Genomic DNA, 14,517 nt, shown 5'->3' on the forward strand with positions numbered 1-14,517 from the left:
GACGGGGGAGGAATTTCGCTGGGATCAGAGACGATCGGCGTCGCGAAGCCGGTCCAGCAGCCAGAGCCGCGCGGGCGGCAGGGGGCGGTTGAGGGGGCCGAAGATGAAGGCCTCCAGGAAGTGGCCGGTGAGGCCGAGCCCCGCCCCCACATCGCCGGCGGAGAGGCCCGCCTGGGCGCCCAGCATGAAGGGCGGCAGGGTGAGCAGCCGGTCCTTGTAGGGCTCGCCGGCGCCCCGGCTCACGGCCCGGCCGGTGCGGGGGCTGACGTAGATGAGGTCGTCGGTGGCGCCGGTGGCGGCGCACTTGGAGAGGTCGAGGCCGAAGCCCAGGTCCTGCAGCAGGCCCGCCTCGAAGCGGACGAACACGGCGGGCCAGATGTCCGGGATGGCGAGGGCCGAGCAGAGGGCCTCGAAGGCCAGGTAGGCGCCCGGATGCGGCTCGCGCTCCGGCAGGGCGCCGGCGGCCACGGCGGCGGCGGCGGCCAGGCCCGCGAGCGCCAGGGGATCGTCGAACAGGGCGCCGGGCCCCTCGCCCACCGGCTCCAGGCTGGCCGAGCCCAGCTGGTCGGAGACGCGGGCGCGGTAGCGGACCAGCACCTGGGCGCCCGGCTGCAGGAACGGGCGGATGCGGCGCGAGCCGCCCCCGGCCACGTGGGCGGCGTAGCGGCCGTGCCGGGCGGTCAGGAGCTCGACGATCGCGCCGGACTCGCCGTGGGCCCGGGCGGCCAGGACGAAGGCGTCGTCCTCGAACTCCATCAGGCGGGCGGGGTCTGGGCGGCGCGCTCGATCATCGGCCGCCAGGATGGCTCGACCGCCAGGCCGAAGGTGTCGCGCAGCACCGTCTCGATGCCGTCGGCGTCGAGGATTTCCTTCGTCGCCGGGCCGTTCAGCGGCCGGGTGGTGAGGCGGTTGAACAGGAGGCCATAGCGCGCCTGCGGCGTGGTCAGGGCGCACAGCAGGTTGTGGCGGAAGTGGCTGGTCGGGTGGGTGGAGGTGAACCAGTTGGCCATCTCGTAGTCGCGCGGCACGCAGGGGCTGAGCGCGACGTCGTAGGCCGGGACCCAGCCGGCCTCGCGTCGGACCTCCAGCGACAGCCCGCCGGGGATGGCCAGCAGGCGGTAGTTGTCGTGGTCGGTGACCTGGATCACGTCGGGCGCGAACCGCAGCGGCGCGGTCAGGACGCAGCCGCCGAAGCCCACGTCGACGAACCAGTCCTGCCCCTCGGCGGCGACCTTGAGCACGTGGTGGGTCCGCGGCTGGGCCGGCGCATCCGGCGGCGCGTTCCAGCGCACCCGGGCGGCCAGGCCCTCGACGCCGAAGCCGAGCTCGGTGAGGACGCGGGCGAAGAGGCTGTTGTGCTCGAAGCAGTAGCCGCCGCGGCCGCCGTGGATCAGCTTGGCGTCCACCGCAGCGGGCGAGATGTCGACGCCCCGGTCCAGCAGGCAGTCGATGGCCTCGAAGGGGATGGCGGCGGGATGCAGCGCGTGCAGGGCCCGCAGGGTGGCCACGCTGGCGTCACGGGGGCCGGCATAGCCGATGCGGGCGAAATAGGCGTCGAGGTCGACCATGGGCCCTAGTTAGGGGCTCGCGGGCGTTTCGCGAAGCGCGGAAACGGGGCCGCTCCCGGCGTCGCGGGGCTAGCGACTGAGGCCCGCGTGCCAACGGACGGGGAGACGCAACTTCCGCCCCGCCACCGGTACGCCGTCGGCGTCGATCGGCGTCATCTTGAAGAGCTTTGCGAGGCGGATCGTGCTGTCTCCAAAGCCCCTCCCCACGGGGGTCTCCTCGACGATTTCGCAGCTTGTGAACTGACCTCCTTCGTCCAGTACGCAATCGGCGCTCACGATGCCTTCCACGCCCCGTTCCTGTGATGGATACAGTCGTCGCATGTCATCGGCCGAGGGGCGACGCAGCCACATCGGTCTCGTGACGTACCCCTCCATCTCCGCCGATGCTGTATCTGGAACGCACAAGGATGCAGCCAGGATAGCGAGCATCCCCAGCACCGAACGCCGCACGCACATATCCCTTCGTCCCCCAACCACCATCGGCCGCCGGGCAAGCTGGCAGATTAGACGAGATGTCGGCACCCCCCCTCTTGGCCGGGGCGGAGCGGAACCTAGCTGTCGAAGTCCAGGCCGACGTCGCCGTAGAATTCGCGTTTGTCGGCCCATTTCTCGTCGACGGTGACGTGCAGGAAGAGGTGGACGGGGCGGTCGAAGAGTTCGGTGAGTTCCTCGCGGGCCTTCTGGCCGATCCACTTCAGGGTCTGGCCGCCCTTGCCCAGGATGATCGGCCGCTGGCTCTCGCGCTCGACGTAGATGGTCTGTTCGATGCGCACGCCGCCGTCCTTGCGCTCCTGGAAGGCGGTGGTCTCGACGGCGGCCGAATAGGGCAGCTCCTCGTGGACGCGCAGGTAGAGCTTCTCGCGGGTGATCTCGGCGGCCAGCAGGCGGGCCGGCAGGTCAGCGGTCTGTTCCTCGGGGTAGAGCCAGGGCCCCTCGGGCATCAGCTCGGCCAGGCGGCGCTTGAGGTCGTCCACGCCGGAACCGTCGGCGGCGGAGATCATGAAGACCTCGGAATAGACCCCGGTCTCGAAGAGGCGCTGCGACAGGCCCAGCAGGGTCTCGCGCTTCATGCCATCGATCTTGTTGAGCGCCAGGATGGCTTTCTTGCCGGAGGCCTTGAGGCCTTCGACGATGGCCTCGACGTCGGCCGCGGCGCGGCGGTCGGCGGGCTTGCCCTCCTTGGTGGGGGCGGCCAGTTCGGCCACCGAGTCCACGAGGTGGACGATGGCGTCGGCGTCCTCGGCCCCGCCCCAGGCGGCGCGGACCATGGCGCGGTCCAGCTTGCGGCGCGGCTGGAAGATGCCGGGGGTGTCCACGAGGACGATCTGGGTCTCGCCTTCGATGGCGACGCCGCGCACCGGAAAGCGGGTCGTCTGGACCTTCTGGGTCACGATGGAGACCTTGGCCCCCACCAGGCGGTTGGTGAGCGTCGACTTGCCCGCATTGGGGGCGCCGATGATGGCCGCGAAGCCTGCATGCTGGGTCATTGGCCGGCCTCGGATTCCACGCCTTCGCGCTTCAATAGCATAACCTGGGCAGCGGCCTTTTCGGCCGCCTGGCGCGAACCGCCCTCCCCGCGCTCGGGCTCGAAACCCTTCACGCGCACCTCGACCGTGAAGACCGGCGCATGGGCCGGTCCCTCGCGCTGGACGACCTCGTAGGCCGGCAGCGGCAGGCCCAACCCTTGCGCCCACTCCTGGAGCTGGGTCTTGGGGTCCTTGCCGCGCGGGGTGTCGAGGTGGACGAACTCCTCGGCCCAGAACTTCTCGAAGAAGGCCTTGGCCGTCTCCAGCCCGCCGTCGATGTAGAGCGCGGCGATCAGGGCCTCGCAGGCGTCGCCCAGGACGGCGTCGGACTTGCGGGCCCCGACCTTGGTGGCGCTGGCCGAGAGCCGCAGGGCCGCCGGGAGGCCGGCGCGCTCCGCGGCGCGGGCGCAGGCGTGGTAGTTCACGAGGGCGGCGAGCCGGCGCGACATCTCCCCTTCCCGGCTGTCCGGGTCGAGGGCCATCAGCCGCTCGGCGGCGCAGAGGTTCAGGACTCGGTCGCCCAAGAATTCCAGCCGCTCGTTGTGGCGGACCTCGCGCGCGCCGTCGCCGACGCTGGCGTGGGTGAGCGCCCGCTCGAGGAGATCGCGGTCAGTGAAGGTGTGGCCGATGCGGCTTTCGAGGTCCTCGACCGCCGCAACCCTAGCGTTCATCGGGGGCGGGCATTCATTTGAGGACTTTGAAGAACCGGCTGGGGCGGGCGTCCAGCACCCAGGTCCACGGCTTGAAGATCGACGCCTCCGGCTTCCAGGACAGGAGGATGATCTGCGCCTTGCCGACCAGGTTCTCGGCCGGAACGAAGCCCACGCCGCCGATGGCCGGGTTCACCCGGCTGTCCGAGGAGTTGTCGCGGTTGTCGCCCATCATGAAGTAATGGCCTTCGGGGACGATGAAGACGTCGGTGTTGTCGAGCTCGCCGTCCGTGCCGAAGTCCTGGGTCACGAAGCTCTCGCCCGAGGCCAGGCGCTCCTCGTAGCGGGGCACGTCGCGGATGTAGCCGCCGCCCACGTCCTCGCGGATCGGCGACAGGGCTTCGCGCTGGACGAGCTTGTCGTTCACGTAAAGCAGGCCGTTCTTCATCTGGATCCGGTCGCCGGCCACGCCGACGACGCGCTTGACGTAGTCGGTGCGGTTGTCGCTGGGCAGCTTGAAGACCACGACGTCGCCGCGCTCGGCCGGCTTGTCCATGATCCGCCCCTTGAACAGCGGCGGGCTGAACGGGATCGAGTGGTGCGAGTAGCCGTAGCTGAACTTGGAGACGATGATGTAGTCGCCCTCGTAGAGGTTCGGCTCCATCGACGCCGACGGGATCGTGAAGGGCTGGAAGAAGATCACGCGCAGGACCAGCGCGATCAGCAGCGCCCAGAAGATGGTCTTGAAGATCTCGACCAGCTCGTGCCACGCGCCGGATTTTTCAGGCGTCTTCACGCTCTGCACGTTCTCGCTCATTCGTCGTCCCTGGCGCCCCGGCGTCCCGAAGCGGTGTGTGCCTATCCGCTCCGTAACCCATGAGCAAGTTCCGCGCCCGTGAACAATGCGACAGGCGGCGATCGGTCGCCGGGCGACTGAAGCCGGATGACAGTGGGGGCGTACGGTGAGCAACAGCGCCCGATCCGATGATCAAGGGCCAGTTCGCGTGAAATGGACCGGTGACAGCCGCGCTTGCGGGCATATTTAGAAGGCTCATGACTCGCGAAGCCCTGCCCCCGCTACATCTGGTCCTGGCCCTGGTGGTCATCGCGATCTGGGGGACCAACTTCGTGGTCATCAAGTGGGGGCTGGAGGACTTCCCGCCCCTGACCTTCGCAGCCCTGCGCTTCACCTTCGCGGTGCTGCCGGCGATCTTCTTCCTGAAGCGGCCGGCCGTGCCGTGGTGGAACCTGGCGCTCTACGGCGTCCTGATCGGCGTCGGCCAGTTCGGCATGCTGTACATCGCCATGACCAACATGATCTCGCCGGGGCTGGCGAGCCTGGTGGTGCAGGTGCAGGCCTTCTTCACCGTCGGCTTCGCCATGCTGCTGGCGGGGGAGCGGGTGCGGACGTTCCAGGTCGTGGCCCTGGCCATGGCCGCCTGCGGCCTGGGCTGGCTGATGATCCACACCAACGGCGAGGTCACGCCCCTGGGCCTGGGGCTGGTGCTGATCGCGGCCCTGTCCTGGGCCGGGGGGAACACGACGGCGCGGGCGGCCGGGCCGGTGAACATGCTGAGCTATGTGGTCTGGGCCAGCGTCTTCTCGGCGCCGCCCCTCTTCGCCCTGGCGCTGATGTTCGAGGGCTGGCCGGCGATCTCGGGCGCCGTGCAGCACGCCGACGCCGGCGCCTGGGCGGCGCTGCTGTGGCAGTCGGTGGGCAATACCATCTTCGGCTACACCGCCTGGGCGTGGCTCCTAGCGCGCCATCCCGCCGCCACTATCGCCCCCCTGTCGCTGCTGGTGCCGGTGTTCGGCATGGGCGCCTCGGCGATCCTGCTGGGCGAGGCGCTGACGAGCTGGAAGCTGACCGCCGCCGTGCTGGTGCTGGGGGGCCTGGCCATCAACACCCTGTGGCCGCGGCTGATGGCGCGGCGCAGCGCTCCGGCCGCCTGAAGGAGCCGCCATGCCGAGCCGCAAGACCGTCGAGGCCTTCGTCGCCCAGGTGCTGAGCGGCCAGCACGTGGAAGCGATCCGCGACTGGAACGCCGAGGACGCCTCGATGCAGGAGAACCAGGACGCCCCCCGGGTGGGTCGCGAGCTGCTGATGGCCGGCGAGGCGCAGATGCTGGCCCGGCAGGCCGAGGTGACGACCGAGCTGCTGGAGCCGCCACTGGTGGACGGCGACCGGGTGGCCATCCGCTGGCGCTTCACCTTCACCTCGAAGAAGGGCCACGTGAACCGCTTCGAGGAGATCGCCTGGCAGGAATGGCGCGGCGACAGGATCTGGCGCGAGACGTTCTTCTACGACCCCGGCCAGACGCGGCGGGCGGAGAGCGCGTCGGGGTCCTGAGCCCGCCGGCCGCCTATTCCGGCAAGGCCTCGATGATCACGAAGGCCTGGGCGTAGGGGTGGTCGTCGGTGAGGGTCAGGTGGATGACCGCCTTCATGCCGGGCGGCGTCATTTCCTTCAGCCGCTCGGCCGCGCCGCCGGTCAGGGCCATGGTGGGCTGGCCCGAGCGCATGTTGATCACGCCCATATCCCGCCAGAACACCCCGCGCCGCATCCCGGTGCCCAGCGCCTTGGCGCACGCCTCCTTGGCGGCGAAGCGCTTGGCGTAGCTGGCGGCGGCGTCGACCTTGCGGTCGGAGCGGGTGCGCTCCAGCTCGGTGAACACCCGCTGTTTGAAGCGGTCGCCGAAGCGGTCGAGGCTTTCCTGGATGCGGCGGATGTCGGAGAGGTCGGAGCCCAGGCCGAGGATCATGCCGCTTTCGTCGCTCTCGCTTCGTCCATCAGGGCGCGCATCCGCTGGATGGCGGGGCCCAGGCCGATGAAGATGGCCTCGCCGATCAGGAAGTGGCCGATGTTGAGCTCCATCAGCTCGGGGATGGCGGCGACGGGCTTGACCGTCTCGTAGTCGATGCCGTGGCCGGCGTGGACCTCCAGGCCCAGGCGGTGGGCCTCGGCGGCGGCGGCCTTGAGGTTCGCCAGCAGGGCGTCGGCCTCTTCGCGCCGGCCGCCCCTGACGGCCTCGCAGTAGGCGCCGGTGTGCAGCTCGACCACCTGTGCGCCGACGGAGCGGGCGGCGGCCACCTGGGCGAGATCGGCGTCGATGAAGCAGGAGACGCGGATCCCCGCCTGGACGAGCCGCACCACCACGGGGGCGATGGTGTTGTGGCCCTTCACGACGTCGAGGCCGCCCTCGGTGGTCACTTCCTCGCGCCGCTCGGGGACCAGGCAGGCGGCGTGCGGGAGGTGGGCGAGCGCGATGGCCTCCATCTCCGGCGTCACGGCGCACTCGAAGTTTAGCGGGCGGCCGCGCCGGCGGCAGGTGACCGCCAGGGCGTCGATGTCGGCGTCCGAGATGTGCCGGCGATCCTCCCGCAGGTGGGCGGTGATGCCGTCGGCGCCCGCGGCCAGGGCCATCTCGGCGGCGCGGACGGGATCGGGATAGCCCTCGCCCCGCGCGTTCCGCACGGTGGCCACGTGGTCGATGTTGACGCCCAGGCGCAGTCTGCTCATCCGCGGAGCCTCTTGGAGCCCGGCTCCTCCGCCGGGAGGGCGGCCAGCTCGGGCGGGATTTCGTCGGGGGCGTAGGACGGCACGTCCACCGTCGCCAGGGCCACCAGGGGCCAGCCCACCTGGGCCCGGCCGCCGGAGCGGTCGACGATGCAGGCGCAGCAGACCACGACGCCGCCCGCCTCTTCGATGGGCTCCACCGCCTCGCGGAACGAGCCGCCGGTGGTGATCACATCCTCGACCACGACCACCTTGGCGCCCGGGGCGATCTTGAAGGCGCGGCGCAGCCTGAACTTGCCGTCCTCGCGCTCGACGTAGATGGACGGCACGCCCATCGCCCGGGCGACCTCGTAACCGGGGATGATGGCGCCGACCGCCGGGGCGACGATCACGTCCGGCTTGCCGAACTGGGCCTCGATCTTGCCGGCGAGCGCCTTGCAGAGCCGTTCGGTCCGCTCAGGGTACTGAAAGACCAGGTTCTTCTGCAGGAACATCGGACTGTGGCGGCCTGACGCCAGGATGAAGTGGCCCTCTCGCAGCGCCCCGGCGGCGCGAAATTCGTCCAGGACAGCTTCAGTGTTCATCGGCGTTCGCTTCTCGGCAACATGTCGGTGCAAGGATGAAGCCTGATACCTCGTGATGGTGCATACCGCCAACCAAGGCGCATTAGACGACCGATGGACGCAAGAACCACGGCCACAGAGCGGTTCATCGCCGCTTTCAGCACGGCTGCGTCGCCCGCGGGCGATGGCGCGGGCGCGCAGCCGTCCGTGGCGGATGCGCAGGAGCGCCGGGCGTTCCCCGCCGAGTTCCCGGAAGGCCTGAAGCCGCGGCTGCGCCTATTCCTCAGCGTCGACCTGGTCGGATCCACGCCGTACAAGCAGAGCCGGCAGATGTGGCGGCCGGAAATCGTCAGTTTTTACCGTAACTTCGACTATATTCTTCAGACGCAGTATCGGGAGTTCGCGGGCGGGCTGGACGATGGCCTGCCGGCGCCGGAGTTCTGGAAAAGCAACGGCGACGAGCTGCTCTACGTCTGCGAGCTGCACAGCCTGAGCCACGCGCACGCCCTGATGCATGTGTGGCTGGCGACGCTGAACGAGTACCGCGGCAGCCGCGACGAGGCGGCCAAGCACCTGGACGTGAAGTCCACGGCCTGGATCGGCCTGTTCCCGTCGCCCAACGCCGAGGTCTTCTTCCGCCGCGGCGCCTCGCAGGCGGACATCAAGGACCCGATCCTGGCCCAGGCCGAGATCCGCGAGGAGTGGTACGCCAACCCGGCCAACCCGACGATCACCCGCGAGTTCGTGGGCCCGTCGATCGACACCGGCTTCCGCCTGACCTCCTGGGCCAGCCCGGACCGGATGATCGTCTCGGTGGACCTCGCGTTCCTGCTGACCGGCGCCTACACGCGCAAGGTGGGGCCGCTGCGCCTGCACCTGTCGGGCAAGGACAAGCTCAAAGGCGTGATCGACAACCAGCCCTACCCCACCCTCTGGATCCCGGTGGGGCGCTCGCGCATCGACCCGGAGGACCGGCGGGCCGGCGAGGTGTCCACCGACCGCTCCACGATCCGCTCGTACTGCGAGGCGATCATCGAGCAGAACTACAAGACCATCACCCCGCTCTACCTGGCGGGCGCGCACCACGAGGACTACGACTGGGTCCCGCCCTATGTGCTGACGGACATCCTGCGCCACTGGGACGAAGAGCGGCGCTACCGCGAGGAAGTCACCGGCGTCGTACTGATCGACGACTGATGGTTGAGCTTGTTCCTGCCGCCGCCTAGCGTGGACGGATCACGGGAGGGACTCATGTTCAGGGCTTTGGTGCTGGCAGGCGCGCTGGCGATCACGTCGCCGGCGTTGGGGCAACCAGCTGGAACGGGCGGAGCCAGCGCGGTCGCCGACCAGTTCTTCGCCCGGATCCGGTCCGGCGACGTGACAGGCGCTTACCAGAGCCTGGGACGCGGCACCCTGCTAGATCAGAAGCAGATGGAACTAGCGAACGTCGCGAACCAGACGGACAGCATGCTGAAGCTGTACGGAAAAATGATCGACTGGGAGATGATGTCTGAGAATAAGCTCAGCGACAGCTACGTTATTCGGAACTATCTGGTGCGGACTGAACGCGGGCCGGTGTTCTTCAACTTTCACCTCTACCACAGCCCAAACGGCTGGGTGATCAGCAACATCTACTTCACGGACATTCTAAAGAACCTGATGCAGATGCAACCCTAAGCCTCGCCCTTTGTCCGCTCGACTTCTTCGACGCTGGGGTTGGCGCGGAGGGCGGCAGAGATGTGGGTGAGGTGACGGGCGTCGTTGACGTCGACGTCGATGTCGACGTCGAAGAAGTCCGACTGCCGGTGGTGCATCCGCAGGTTCACGATGTTGCCGCCGGCCTCGCCGATGATGGTGCAGACTTGGCCGAGGACGCCCGGGGCGTTCTTGATGGTGGCGGTGAGGCGGGCCCTGGCGATCGCGTTGCGTTCGGCCTCGGGCGTCCACTGCAGGTCGCGCCAGAGCTCCTCGCGCTCCTCATACTCGGCCAGCTTCTCGCAATCGATGGTGTGGACGGTGAGGCCGCGGCCATCGGGCTCCAGGATGCCGACGATGCGGTCGCCCGGGACCGGCGAGCAGCACTGGCCGAAGTGCAGGGTGACCCCGGGGGTCAGGCCGCCGCCCCGGACGTAGAGCCGGGCGGTCTTGCCCTCCTGGATGTGGCGGCGGGCGGTCGCCGCCTCACGCTCGGCGGCCTTGAGGCCGGGGAACACCGCCTCCAGCACCTGGGAGGGCGTGGCGCGGCCGCGGCCGACGGCGTCGAACAGGTCGTCCTCGCTGGCGACGGCGAAGCGGTCCAGCGCCGGGCGCAGGGAGACGTCCTTGCGGCTCTTGCCGGCGGATTCGAAGGCCTGGTCGACGGTGGCGCGACCCAGGCGGACGAACTCCTCGCGCTCGGTCTGGCGAATGTGGCGGCGGATGGCCGAGCGGGCGCGGCCGGTGACGGTGAGCGAGCGCCAGTCCGGCGGGACCACGGGCTTGCCGCCGCGGATCACCTCGACCACGTCGCCGTTGGAGAGCGCCGTGCGCAGGGGCTTCAGCTCGCCGTTGACCTTGGCGCCCACGGTGGTGTCGCCGATGTCGGTGTGCAGGGCATAGGCGAAGTCGAGCGGCATGGCCCCGCGCGGCAGACTGACCAGCTGGCCCTTGGGCGTGAAGACGAACACCTGGTCGAGGTACATCTCGAGCTTGGCGTGCTCGACCAGCTCCTCGGCGTCGCCGCCGTGCTCCAGCACCTGGACGAGGTGGCGCAGGTTGACCAGCGGGTCGCGGCCGCCGGCGGCCTTCTGGGCCTCGGCGTCGAAGCCGTAGGACTCGTTCTTGTAGCGCCAGTGGGCGGCGACCCCCTCCTCCGCCACCCGGTCCATGGCCTCGGTGCGGATCTGCATCTCGATCCGCATGCCCTTGTAGCCGACCACGGTGGTGTGGATGGACCGGTAGTTGTTGCGCTTGGGGGTGGAGATGAAGTCCTTGAACCGCTCGGGCACCGAGGGCCAGGCGCGGTGGATGACGCCGAGGGCGCGGTAGCAGTCCTCCTCGGTGTCGACGATCACGCGGAAGGCGTAGATGTCGGAGAGCTGGGAGAAGCCGATCGACTTGCGCTGGAGCTTCCGCCAGATCGAATAGGCGTGCTTCTCGCGGCCGAAGACCCGGGCCGGGATGCCGGCGGCCTCCAGGCGGTTGCTGATCTCCTGGCTGACGGCCGACACCGCCCCGCCCTGCTGTTCGCGCAGCACCGCCAGGCGGCGCAGGATGGCGTTGCGGCCCACCGGGTTCAGGTGGGCGAAGGCCAGTTCCTCGAGCTCCTCGCAGATGCGGTGCACGCCGATGGAGCGGGCCAGGGGGCCGTAGATGTCGAGGGTCTCGCGGGCGATCCGCTCGCGCTTGGCGGCCTGCTTGATGAAATGCAGGGTCCGCATGTTGTGCAGCCGGTCGGCCAGCTTCACCAGGAGGACGCGGACGTCCTTGGAGATCGCCAGGATGAACTTGCGCAGGTTCTCGGCCTGGCGGAGGTGCTCCTGGGAGAGCTCCAGCTTGGACAGCTTGGTGACGCCCTCGACCAGCTCGGCGATCTCGGCGCCGAAGAGCTGCTCGACCTTCTCGCGGGTGGCGTCGGTGTCCTCGATGACGTCGTGCAGCAGCGCCGTGACGATGGTCTCGGTGTCGAGCCGGTAGTCGGTGAGGATGCCCGCCACCTCGATGGGGTGGGCGAAGTAGGGATCGCCGGAGGCCCGCTTTTGCGAGCCGTGCTGGCGCATGGCGTAGACGTAGGCGCGGTTCAGCAGCGCCTCGTCGGCCGAGGGATCGTACGAGCGGACCTTCTCGATCAGCTCGAACTGGCGAAGCATCTTGGGCCGGGTCGTACCGGTGACCAGCGGCGCCTGCATGGGAGCGTCCATCGCCGGCGCTTCGGGCATGGAGGTGTCGGGAGGCGGGACGGCGGTTGCGGTCGCCGCCTCTCTAGTGAGGGGTTCTGCGCCTTCTGGGCTCAGTACCGCTCCTCCTGGCCGCCGTCGCGGTCGCTCTGCAGGGCGCGGACCAGCTCCAGCTCGCTCATCTGCATGTGGGTCGGATCGGCCAGCAGGGCGAGGGTTTCAGCCTCTTCCTCGGCTTCCGAGCGCTCGTCGACGCGCTGCAGCGTGCCGATCAGGGTTTCCTTGAGCTCCTCGGCGTCGACCACGTCGTCGGCGATCTCGCGCAGGGCCACGACCGGGTTCTTGTCGTTGTCCCGATCCACCATGATCTGCGAGCCGGCCGAGATGGCGCGGGCGCGATGGGCGGACAGGAGCACGAGCGAGAAGCGGTTCGGGACCTTCTCGATGCAGTCTTCGACGGTGACGCGAGCCATGGAGTCTCTCAGGGAGGGAAGATAGAACCGCGCAAAATAGAGGGTCGGCCCCCATTGTGCAACGCCGCATAGGTCGCACGCGTCGATGAGCGGCCCGCGCCCGCCCGTCAGCTCCTGCCGAAGACGGCGTTCGCATGCTCCCGGAGCGTCGGCCGTGCGAAGGCGTCGCCCAACTCCTCCAGCTCGAAGACGCGGCGGATTTCCAGCTCGACGTTGGCCTCGCCGCAGTCCATCGGCCAGCGCCTGGCCCATTCCAGCACCGCTTCCAGGCTGTCCGCCTCGACCATCGTGTAGCCGGCGATCAGCTCCTTGGTCTCGGCGAAGGGACCGTCGATGACCATCGGCTTGCCGTCGGTGAACTTCACCCGGGCGCCCCTGGAACTGGGGTGCAGGCCGTCGCCGCCCAGGACCTTCAGGTGCTTGGCCATCTCGGCGTGGTAGTCGATCATCGACCGCGCCTGCGCCTCGGTGGGCATCACGCCGGCTTCGGTGTCCGCGTCCGACTTGCGGATGATCATGAAACGCATCGGAACCTCGTGGGGCTGGAGGGGCGGAGGCGGACGCCTCCTCAGTCATGACGTGGGAGCCGCGTCGGTCCCGACATTCGCGCGCGCAGAAAGTTCGGCCGCCGTCGCGCCCAGGGTGGGATGGACCCAGTCCGGGGCGATCTGCGCCAGCGGGCCCATGACGAACCGCCGCTCGTGGGCGCGAGGATGCGGCAGGGTCAGGGCGGGCGTGGCCATAACCGTCCGGCCGTGGGCGATGAGGTCGAGATCGAGGGTGCGCGGCGCGTTGCGGGCGCCCCGCTTGCGCCCCAGCTCCGCCTCGATGGCGAGCAGCGCCTGCAGCATGGCCTGCGGCGGGGCGCTCGCCTCGACAAGGACGACGCCGTTGCGGTACTCAGGCGCATTCGGGTCGGGCCAGGCGGCCGAGCGCCACCAGGACGACCGCTTCAGGATTTTCAAGCCGACCGCCGGGAACCTGGCCAGAGCCGCCTCCAGCAGAGCCTCGGACGAGCCGTAGCGGCCCGCCAGATTGCTGCCCAGGGCGACGACGGCCGTTCCATTCAGGTCCCCAAGGCTTTTTGGGATATTCGAGATGACGTTCTACCCCACGGACCGGCTGGCCTTGTTCATCGACGGCGCCAACCTCTACTCGGCGGCCAAGAACCTCGGCTTCGACATCGACTACCGGAAGCTGCTGGAGGAGTTCAAGAAGCGCAGCGTGCTGGTCCGCGCCTACTACTACACCGCCCTGGTGGAGAACGAGGAGTACTCGCCGATCCGGCCCCTGGTCGATTGGCTGGACTACAACGGCTACCAGCTCGTGACGAAGTCGGCGCGCGAGTACACCGACGCCAGCGGCCGCAAGCGGTTCCGCGGCGACATGGACGTCGAGATCGCCGTCGACATGATGGAGATGGCCGAGCACGCCGACCACCTGGTGCTGTTCTCGGGCGACGGAGACTTCCGCAAGCTGGTGGAGGCGGTGCAGCGCAAGGGCAGCCGGGTGACCGTGGTCTCGACGGTGAAGAGCCAGCCGCCGATGGTCAGCGACGACCTGCGGCGACAGGCGGACAATTTCGTGGACCTGCAGGACCTGGCCGACCTGATCGGGCGGCCCGCGCGCCTGCCGAAGTTCCTGTCGGAAACCCGCGCCCAGCATGTGGAACGCGATGCCGATATCTGAGGCCGCGCCGGCGGAGGCGCCGCGCGAGTGCCCGCTGTGCCCGCGGCTGGTGGCCTATCGGGAGGCGAACAAGATCTCGGTCCCGGGTGGGTTCAACGGGGCGGTGGCCTCGTTCGGCGACGAGCAGGCCCGGCTCTGCGTCGTGGGCCTCGCGCCCGGGCGGATGGGGGCCAACCGCACGGGGCGGCCGTTCACCGGCGATGGGGCCGGCTGGATGCTGTACGAGACCCTGCTGAAGACGGGGTTCGCCCGCGGGACCTATGAGGCGCGGCCCGACGACGGGCTGGAGCTGACCGACTGCATGATCACCAACGCCGTGCGCTGCGCGCCGCCGGGGAACAAGCCGGAGACGCTGGAGGAGGCGACCTGCCGGCCGTTCCTCAGCAGCCGGCTGGCCGCCCTGCCCCGGCTGAAGGTGATCGTGACCCTGGGCGACGTCTCGCGGCGCAATGTGCTGCGGGCGTTGGGCCTGAAGGCTTCGGCCGGCATCGCGGGGCACGGGACGGAATTTCCGGCGGGGCCCTACATCGTGCTGAACAGCTACCACTGCTCGCGCCTCAACACGAACACCGGCCGGCTGACGGGCGAGATGTTCGAGGCGGTCTTCCGGCGGGCCCGCGCCCTGATCGACTAGCTCCTTTCCTTCTCGTCATGGC

At 69.3% G+C, this 14,517-nt stretch carries 19 protein-coding genes; 6 read left to right on the forward strand and 13 right to left on the reverse strand.

Annotation, left to right across the window (positions count from 1 at the left end; all coding sequences use genetic code 11):
• Window positions 1-24 precede the first annotated feature (24 nt).
• The 6 genes from recO to lepB all read right to left on the reverse strand — a co-directional run bounded on the left by recO (window position 25) and on the right by lepB (window position 4,561).
• The gene (gene recO, locus A2790_RS20140; protein WP_293395561.1) at window positions 25-756 is read right to left on the reverse strand and encodes a DNA repair protein RecO; all 732 of its coding nucleotides are present in this window, start codon (window positions 754-756) and stop codon (window positions 25-27) included.
• Entirely contained in the window at window positions 756-1,568 is an 813-nt protein-coding gene (locus tag A2790_RS20145; RefSeq protein WP_293395564.1) for an arylamine N-acetyltransferase, read from the reverse strand. The genes recO and A2790_RS20145 overlap by 1 nt, the downstream gene beginning before the upstream one ends.
• 69 nt (window positions 1,569-1,637) lie before the next feature.
• Window positions 1,638-1,856: an energy transducer TonB gene (locus A2790_RS20150; protein WP_293395567.1), complete on the reverse strand. Its 219-nt coding sequence runs from the start codon at window positions 1,854-1,856 to the stop codon at window positions 1,638-1,640.
• A gap of 263 nt (window positions 1,857-2,119) precedes the next feature.
• On the reverse strand, window positions 2,120-3,055 hold the full coding sequence (era, locus tag A2790_RS20155; protein WP_293395570.1) for a GTPase Era: 936 nt from the start codon (window positions 3,053-3,055) through the stop codon (window positions 2,120-2,122).
• Window positions 3,052-3,765, reverse strand: a complete 714-nt coding sequence (gene rnc, locus A2790_RS20160) for a ribonuclease III (protein WP_293395573.1) — start codon at window positions 3,763-3,765, stop codon at window positions 3,052-3,054. The genes era and rnc overlap by 4 nt, the downstream gene beginning before the upstream one ends.
• A 13-nt stretch (window positions 3,766-3,778) precedes the next feature.
• Window positions 3,779-4,561 (reverse strand): signal peptidase I, encoded by a 783-nt coding sequence (gene lepB / locus A2790_RS20165; protein WP_293395576.1) that lies wholly within the window; start codon window positions 4,559-4,561, stop codon window positions 3,779-3,781.
• 236 nt (window positions 4,562-4,797) lie between these two features.
• Here lepB and A2790_RS20170 point away from each other — a divergent pair, with 236 nt between their 5' ends.
• Window positions 4,798-5,697 carry an EamA family transporter gene (locus A2790_RS20170; protein WP_293395579.1) on the forward strand — a complete coding sequence of 300 codons (900 nt, stop codon included), beginning with the start codon at window positions 4,798-4,800 and terminating at the stop codon, window positions 5,695-5,697.
• Between the two features lie 10 nt (window positions 5,698-5,707).
• Window positions 5,708-6,094: a nuclear transport factor 2 family protein gene (locus A2790_RS20175; RefSeq protein ID WP_293395582.1), complete on the forward strand. Its 387-nt coding sequence runs from the start codon at window positions 5,708-5,710 to the stop codon at window positions 6,092-6,094.
• A gap of 13 nt (window positions 6,095-6,107) precedes the next feature.
• Here the strand turns inward: A2790_RS20175 and acpS are convergent, their stop codons facing one another.
• From acpS to pyrE, 3 genes are read right to left on the reverse strand one after another with little or no spacing between them, the layout of a single operon-like run.
• Window positions 6,108-6,506: a holo-ACP synthase gene (gene acpS / locus A2790_RS20180; RefSeq protein ID WP_293395586.1), complete on the reverse strand. Its 399-nt coding sequence runs from the start codon at window positions 6,504-6,506 to the stop codon at window positions 6,108-6,110.
• The gene (locus A2790_RS20185; protein WP_293395589.1) at window positions 6,503-7,264 is read right to left on the reverse strand and encodes a pyridoxine 5'-phosphate synthase; all 762 of its coding nucleotides are present in this window, start codon (window positions 7,262-7,264) and stop codon (window positions 6,503-6,505) included. The genes acpS and A2790_RS20185 overlap by 4 nt, the downstream gene beginning before the upstream one ends.
• Entirely contained in the window at window positions 7,261-7,845 is a 585-nt protein-coding gene (gene pyrE, locus A2790_RS20190; RefSeq protein ID WP_293395592.1) for an orotate phosphoribosyltransferase, read from the reverse strand. The genes A2790_RS20185 and pyrE overlap by 4 nt, the downstream gene beginning before the upstream one ends.
• A gap of 93 nt (window positions 7,846-7,938) precedes the next feature.
• On the opposite strand from pyrE, the gene A2790_RS20195 reads away from it, so the two are divergent.
• Both A2790_RS20195 and A2790_RS20200 read left to right on the forward strand, forming a co-directional pair.
• Window positions 7,939-9,021, forward strand: coding sequence for a hypothetical protein (locus tag A2790_RS20195; RefSeq protein WP_293395594.1), 1,083 nt, complete (start codon window positions 7,939-7,941; stop codon window positions 9,019-9,021).
• Window positions 9,022-9,075: 54 nt separating this feature from the next.
• The gene (locus A2790_RS20200) at window positions 9,076-9,501 is read left to right on the forward strand and encodes a hypothetical protein (RefSeq protein ID WP_293395597.1); all 426 of its coding nucleotides are present in this window, start codon (window positions 9,076-9,078) and stop codon (window positions 9,499-9,501) included.
• Here the strand turns inward: A2790_RS20200 and A2790_RS20205 are convergent.
• From A2790_RS20205 to folK, 4 genes are all read right to left on the reverse strand, one after another.
• On the reverse strand, window positions 9,498-11,723 hold the full coding sequence (locus A2790_RS20205) for a bifunctional (p)ppGpp synthetase/guanosine-3',5'-bis(diphosphate) 3'-pyrophosphohydrolase (protein ID WP_293395693.1): 2,226 nt from the start codon (window positions 11,721-11,723) through the stop codon (window positions 9,498-9,500). The genes A2790_RS20200 and A2790_RS20205 overlap by 4 nt on opposite strands.
• 89 nt (window positions 11,724-11,812) lie before the next feature.
• The gene (gene rpoZ / locus A2790_RS20210; protein WP_068876771.1) at window positions 11,813-12,172 is read right to left on the reverse strand and encodes a DNA-directed RNA polymerase subunit omega; all 360 of its coding nucleotides are present in this window, start codon (window positions 12,170-12,172) and stop codon (window positions 11,813-11,815) included.
• A 107-nt stretch (window positions 12,173-12,279) separates the two neighbouring features.
• Window positions 12,280-12,699 (reverse strand): YciI family protein, encoded by a 420-nt coding sequence (locus A2790_RS20215; protein ID WP_293395601.1) that lies wholly within the window; start codon window positions 12,697-12,699, stop codon window positions 12,280-12,282.
• Window positions 12,700-12,744: 45 nt separating this feature from the next.
• On the reverse strand, window positions 12,745-13,272 hold the full coding sequence (folK, locus tag A2790_RS20220; protein WP_363081372.1) for a 2-amino-4-hydroxy-6-hydroxymethyldihydropteridine diphosphokinase: 528 nt from the start codon (window positions 13,270-13,272) through the stop codon (window positions 12,745-12,747).
• Between folK and A2790_RS20225 the strand changes: the two genes are divergently transcribed.
• Window positions 13,271-13,861 (forward strand): NYN domain-containing protein, encoded by a 591-nt coding sequence (locus A2790_RS20225; protein ID WP_293395604.1) that lies wholly within the window; start codon window positions 13,271-13,273, stop codon window positions 13,859-13,861. The genes folK and A2790_RS20225 overlap by 2 nt on opposite strands.
• Window positions 13,848-14,495, forward strand: coding sequence for a uracil-DNA glycosylase (locus A2790_RS20230; protein WP_293395606.1), 648 nt, complete (start codon window positions 13,848-13,850; stop codon window positions 14,493-14,495). The genes A2790_RS20225 and A2790_RS20230 overlap by 14 nt, the downstream gene beginning before the upstream one ends.
• The last annotated feature ends 22 nt before the right edge of the window (window positions 14,496-14,517 follow it).

Origin of the sequence: Phenylobacterium sp. RIFCSPHIGHO2_01_FULL_69_31 (assembly GCF_001824475.1) — a bacterium.
In the GTDB taxonomy this organism is placed as follows: domain Bacteria; phylum Pseudomonadota; class Alphaproteobacteria; order Caulobacterales; family Caulobacteraceae; genus Phenylobacterium.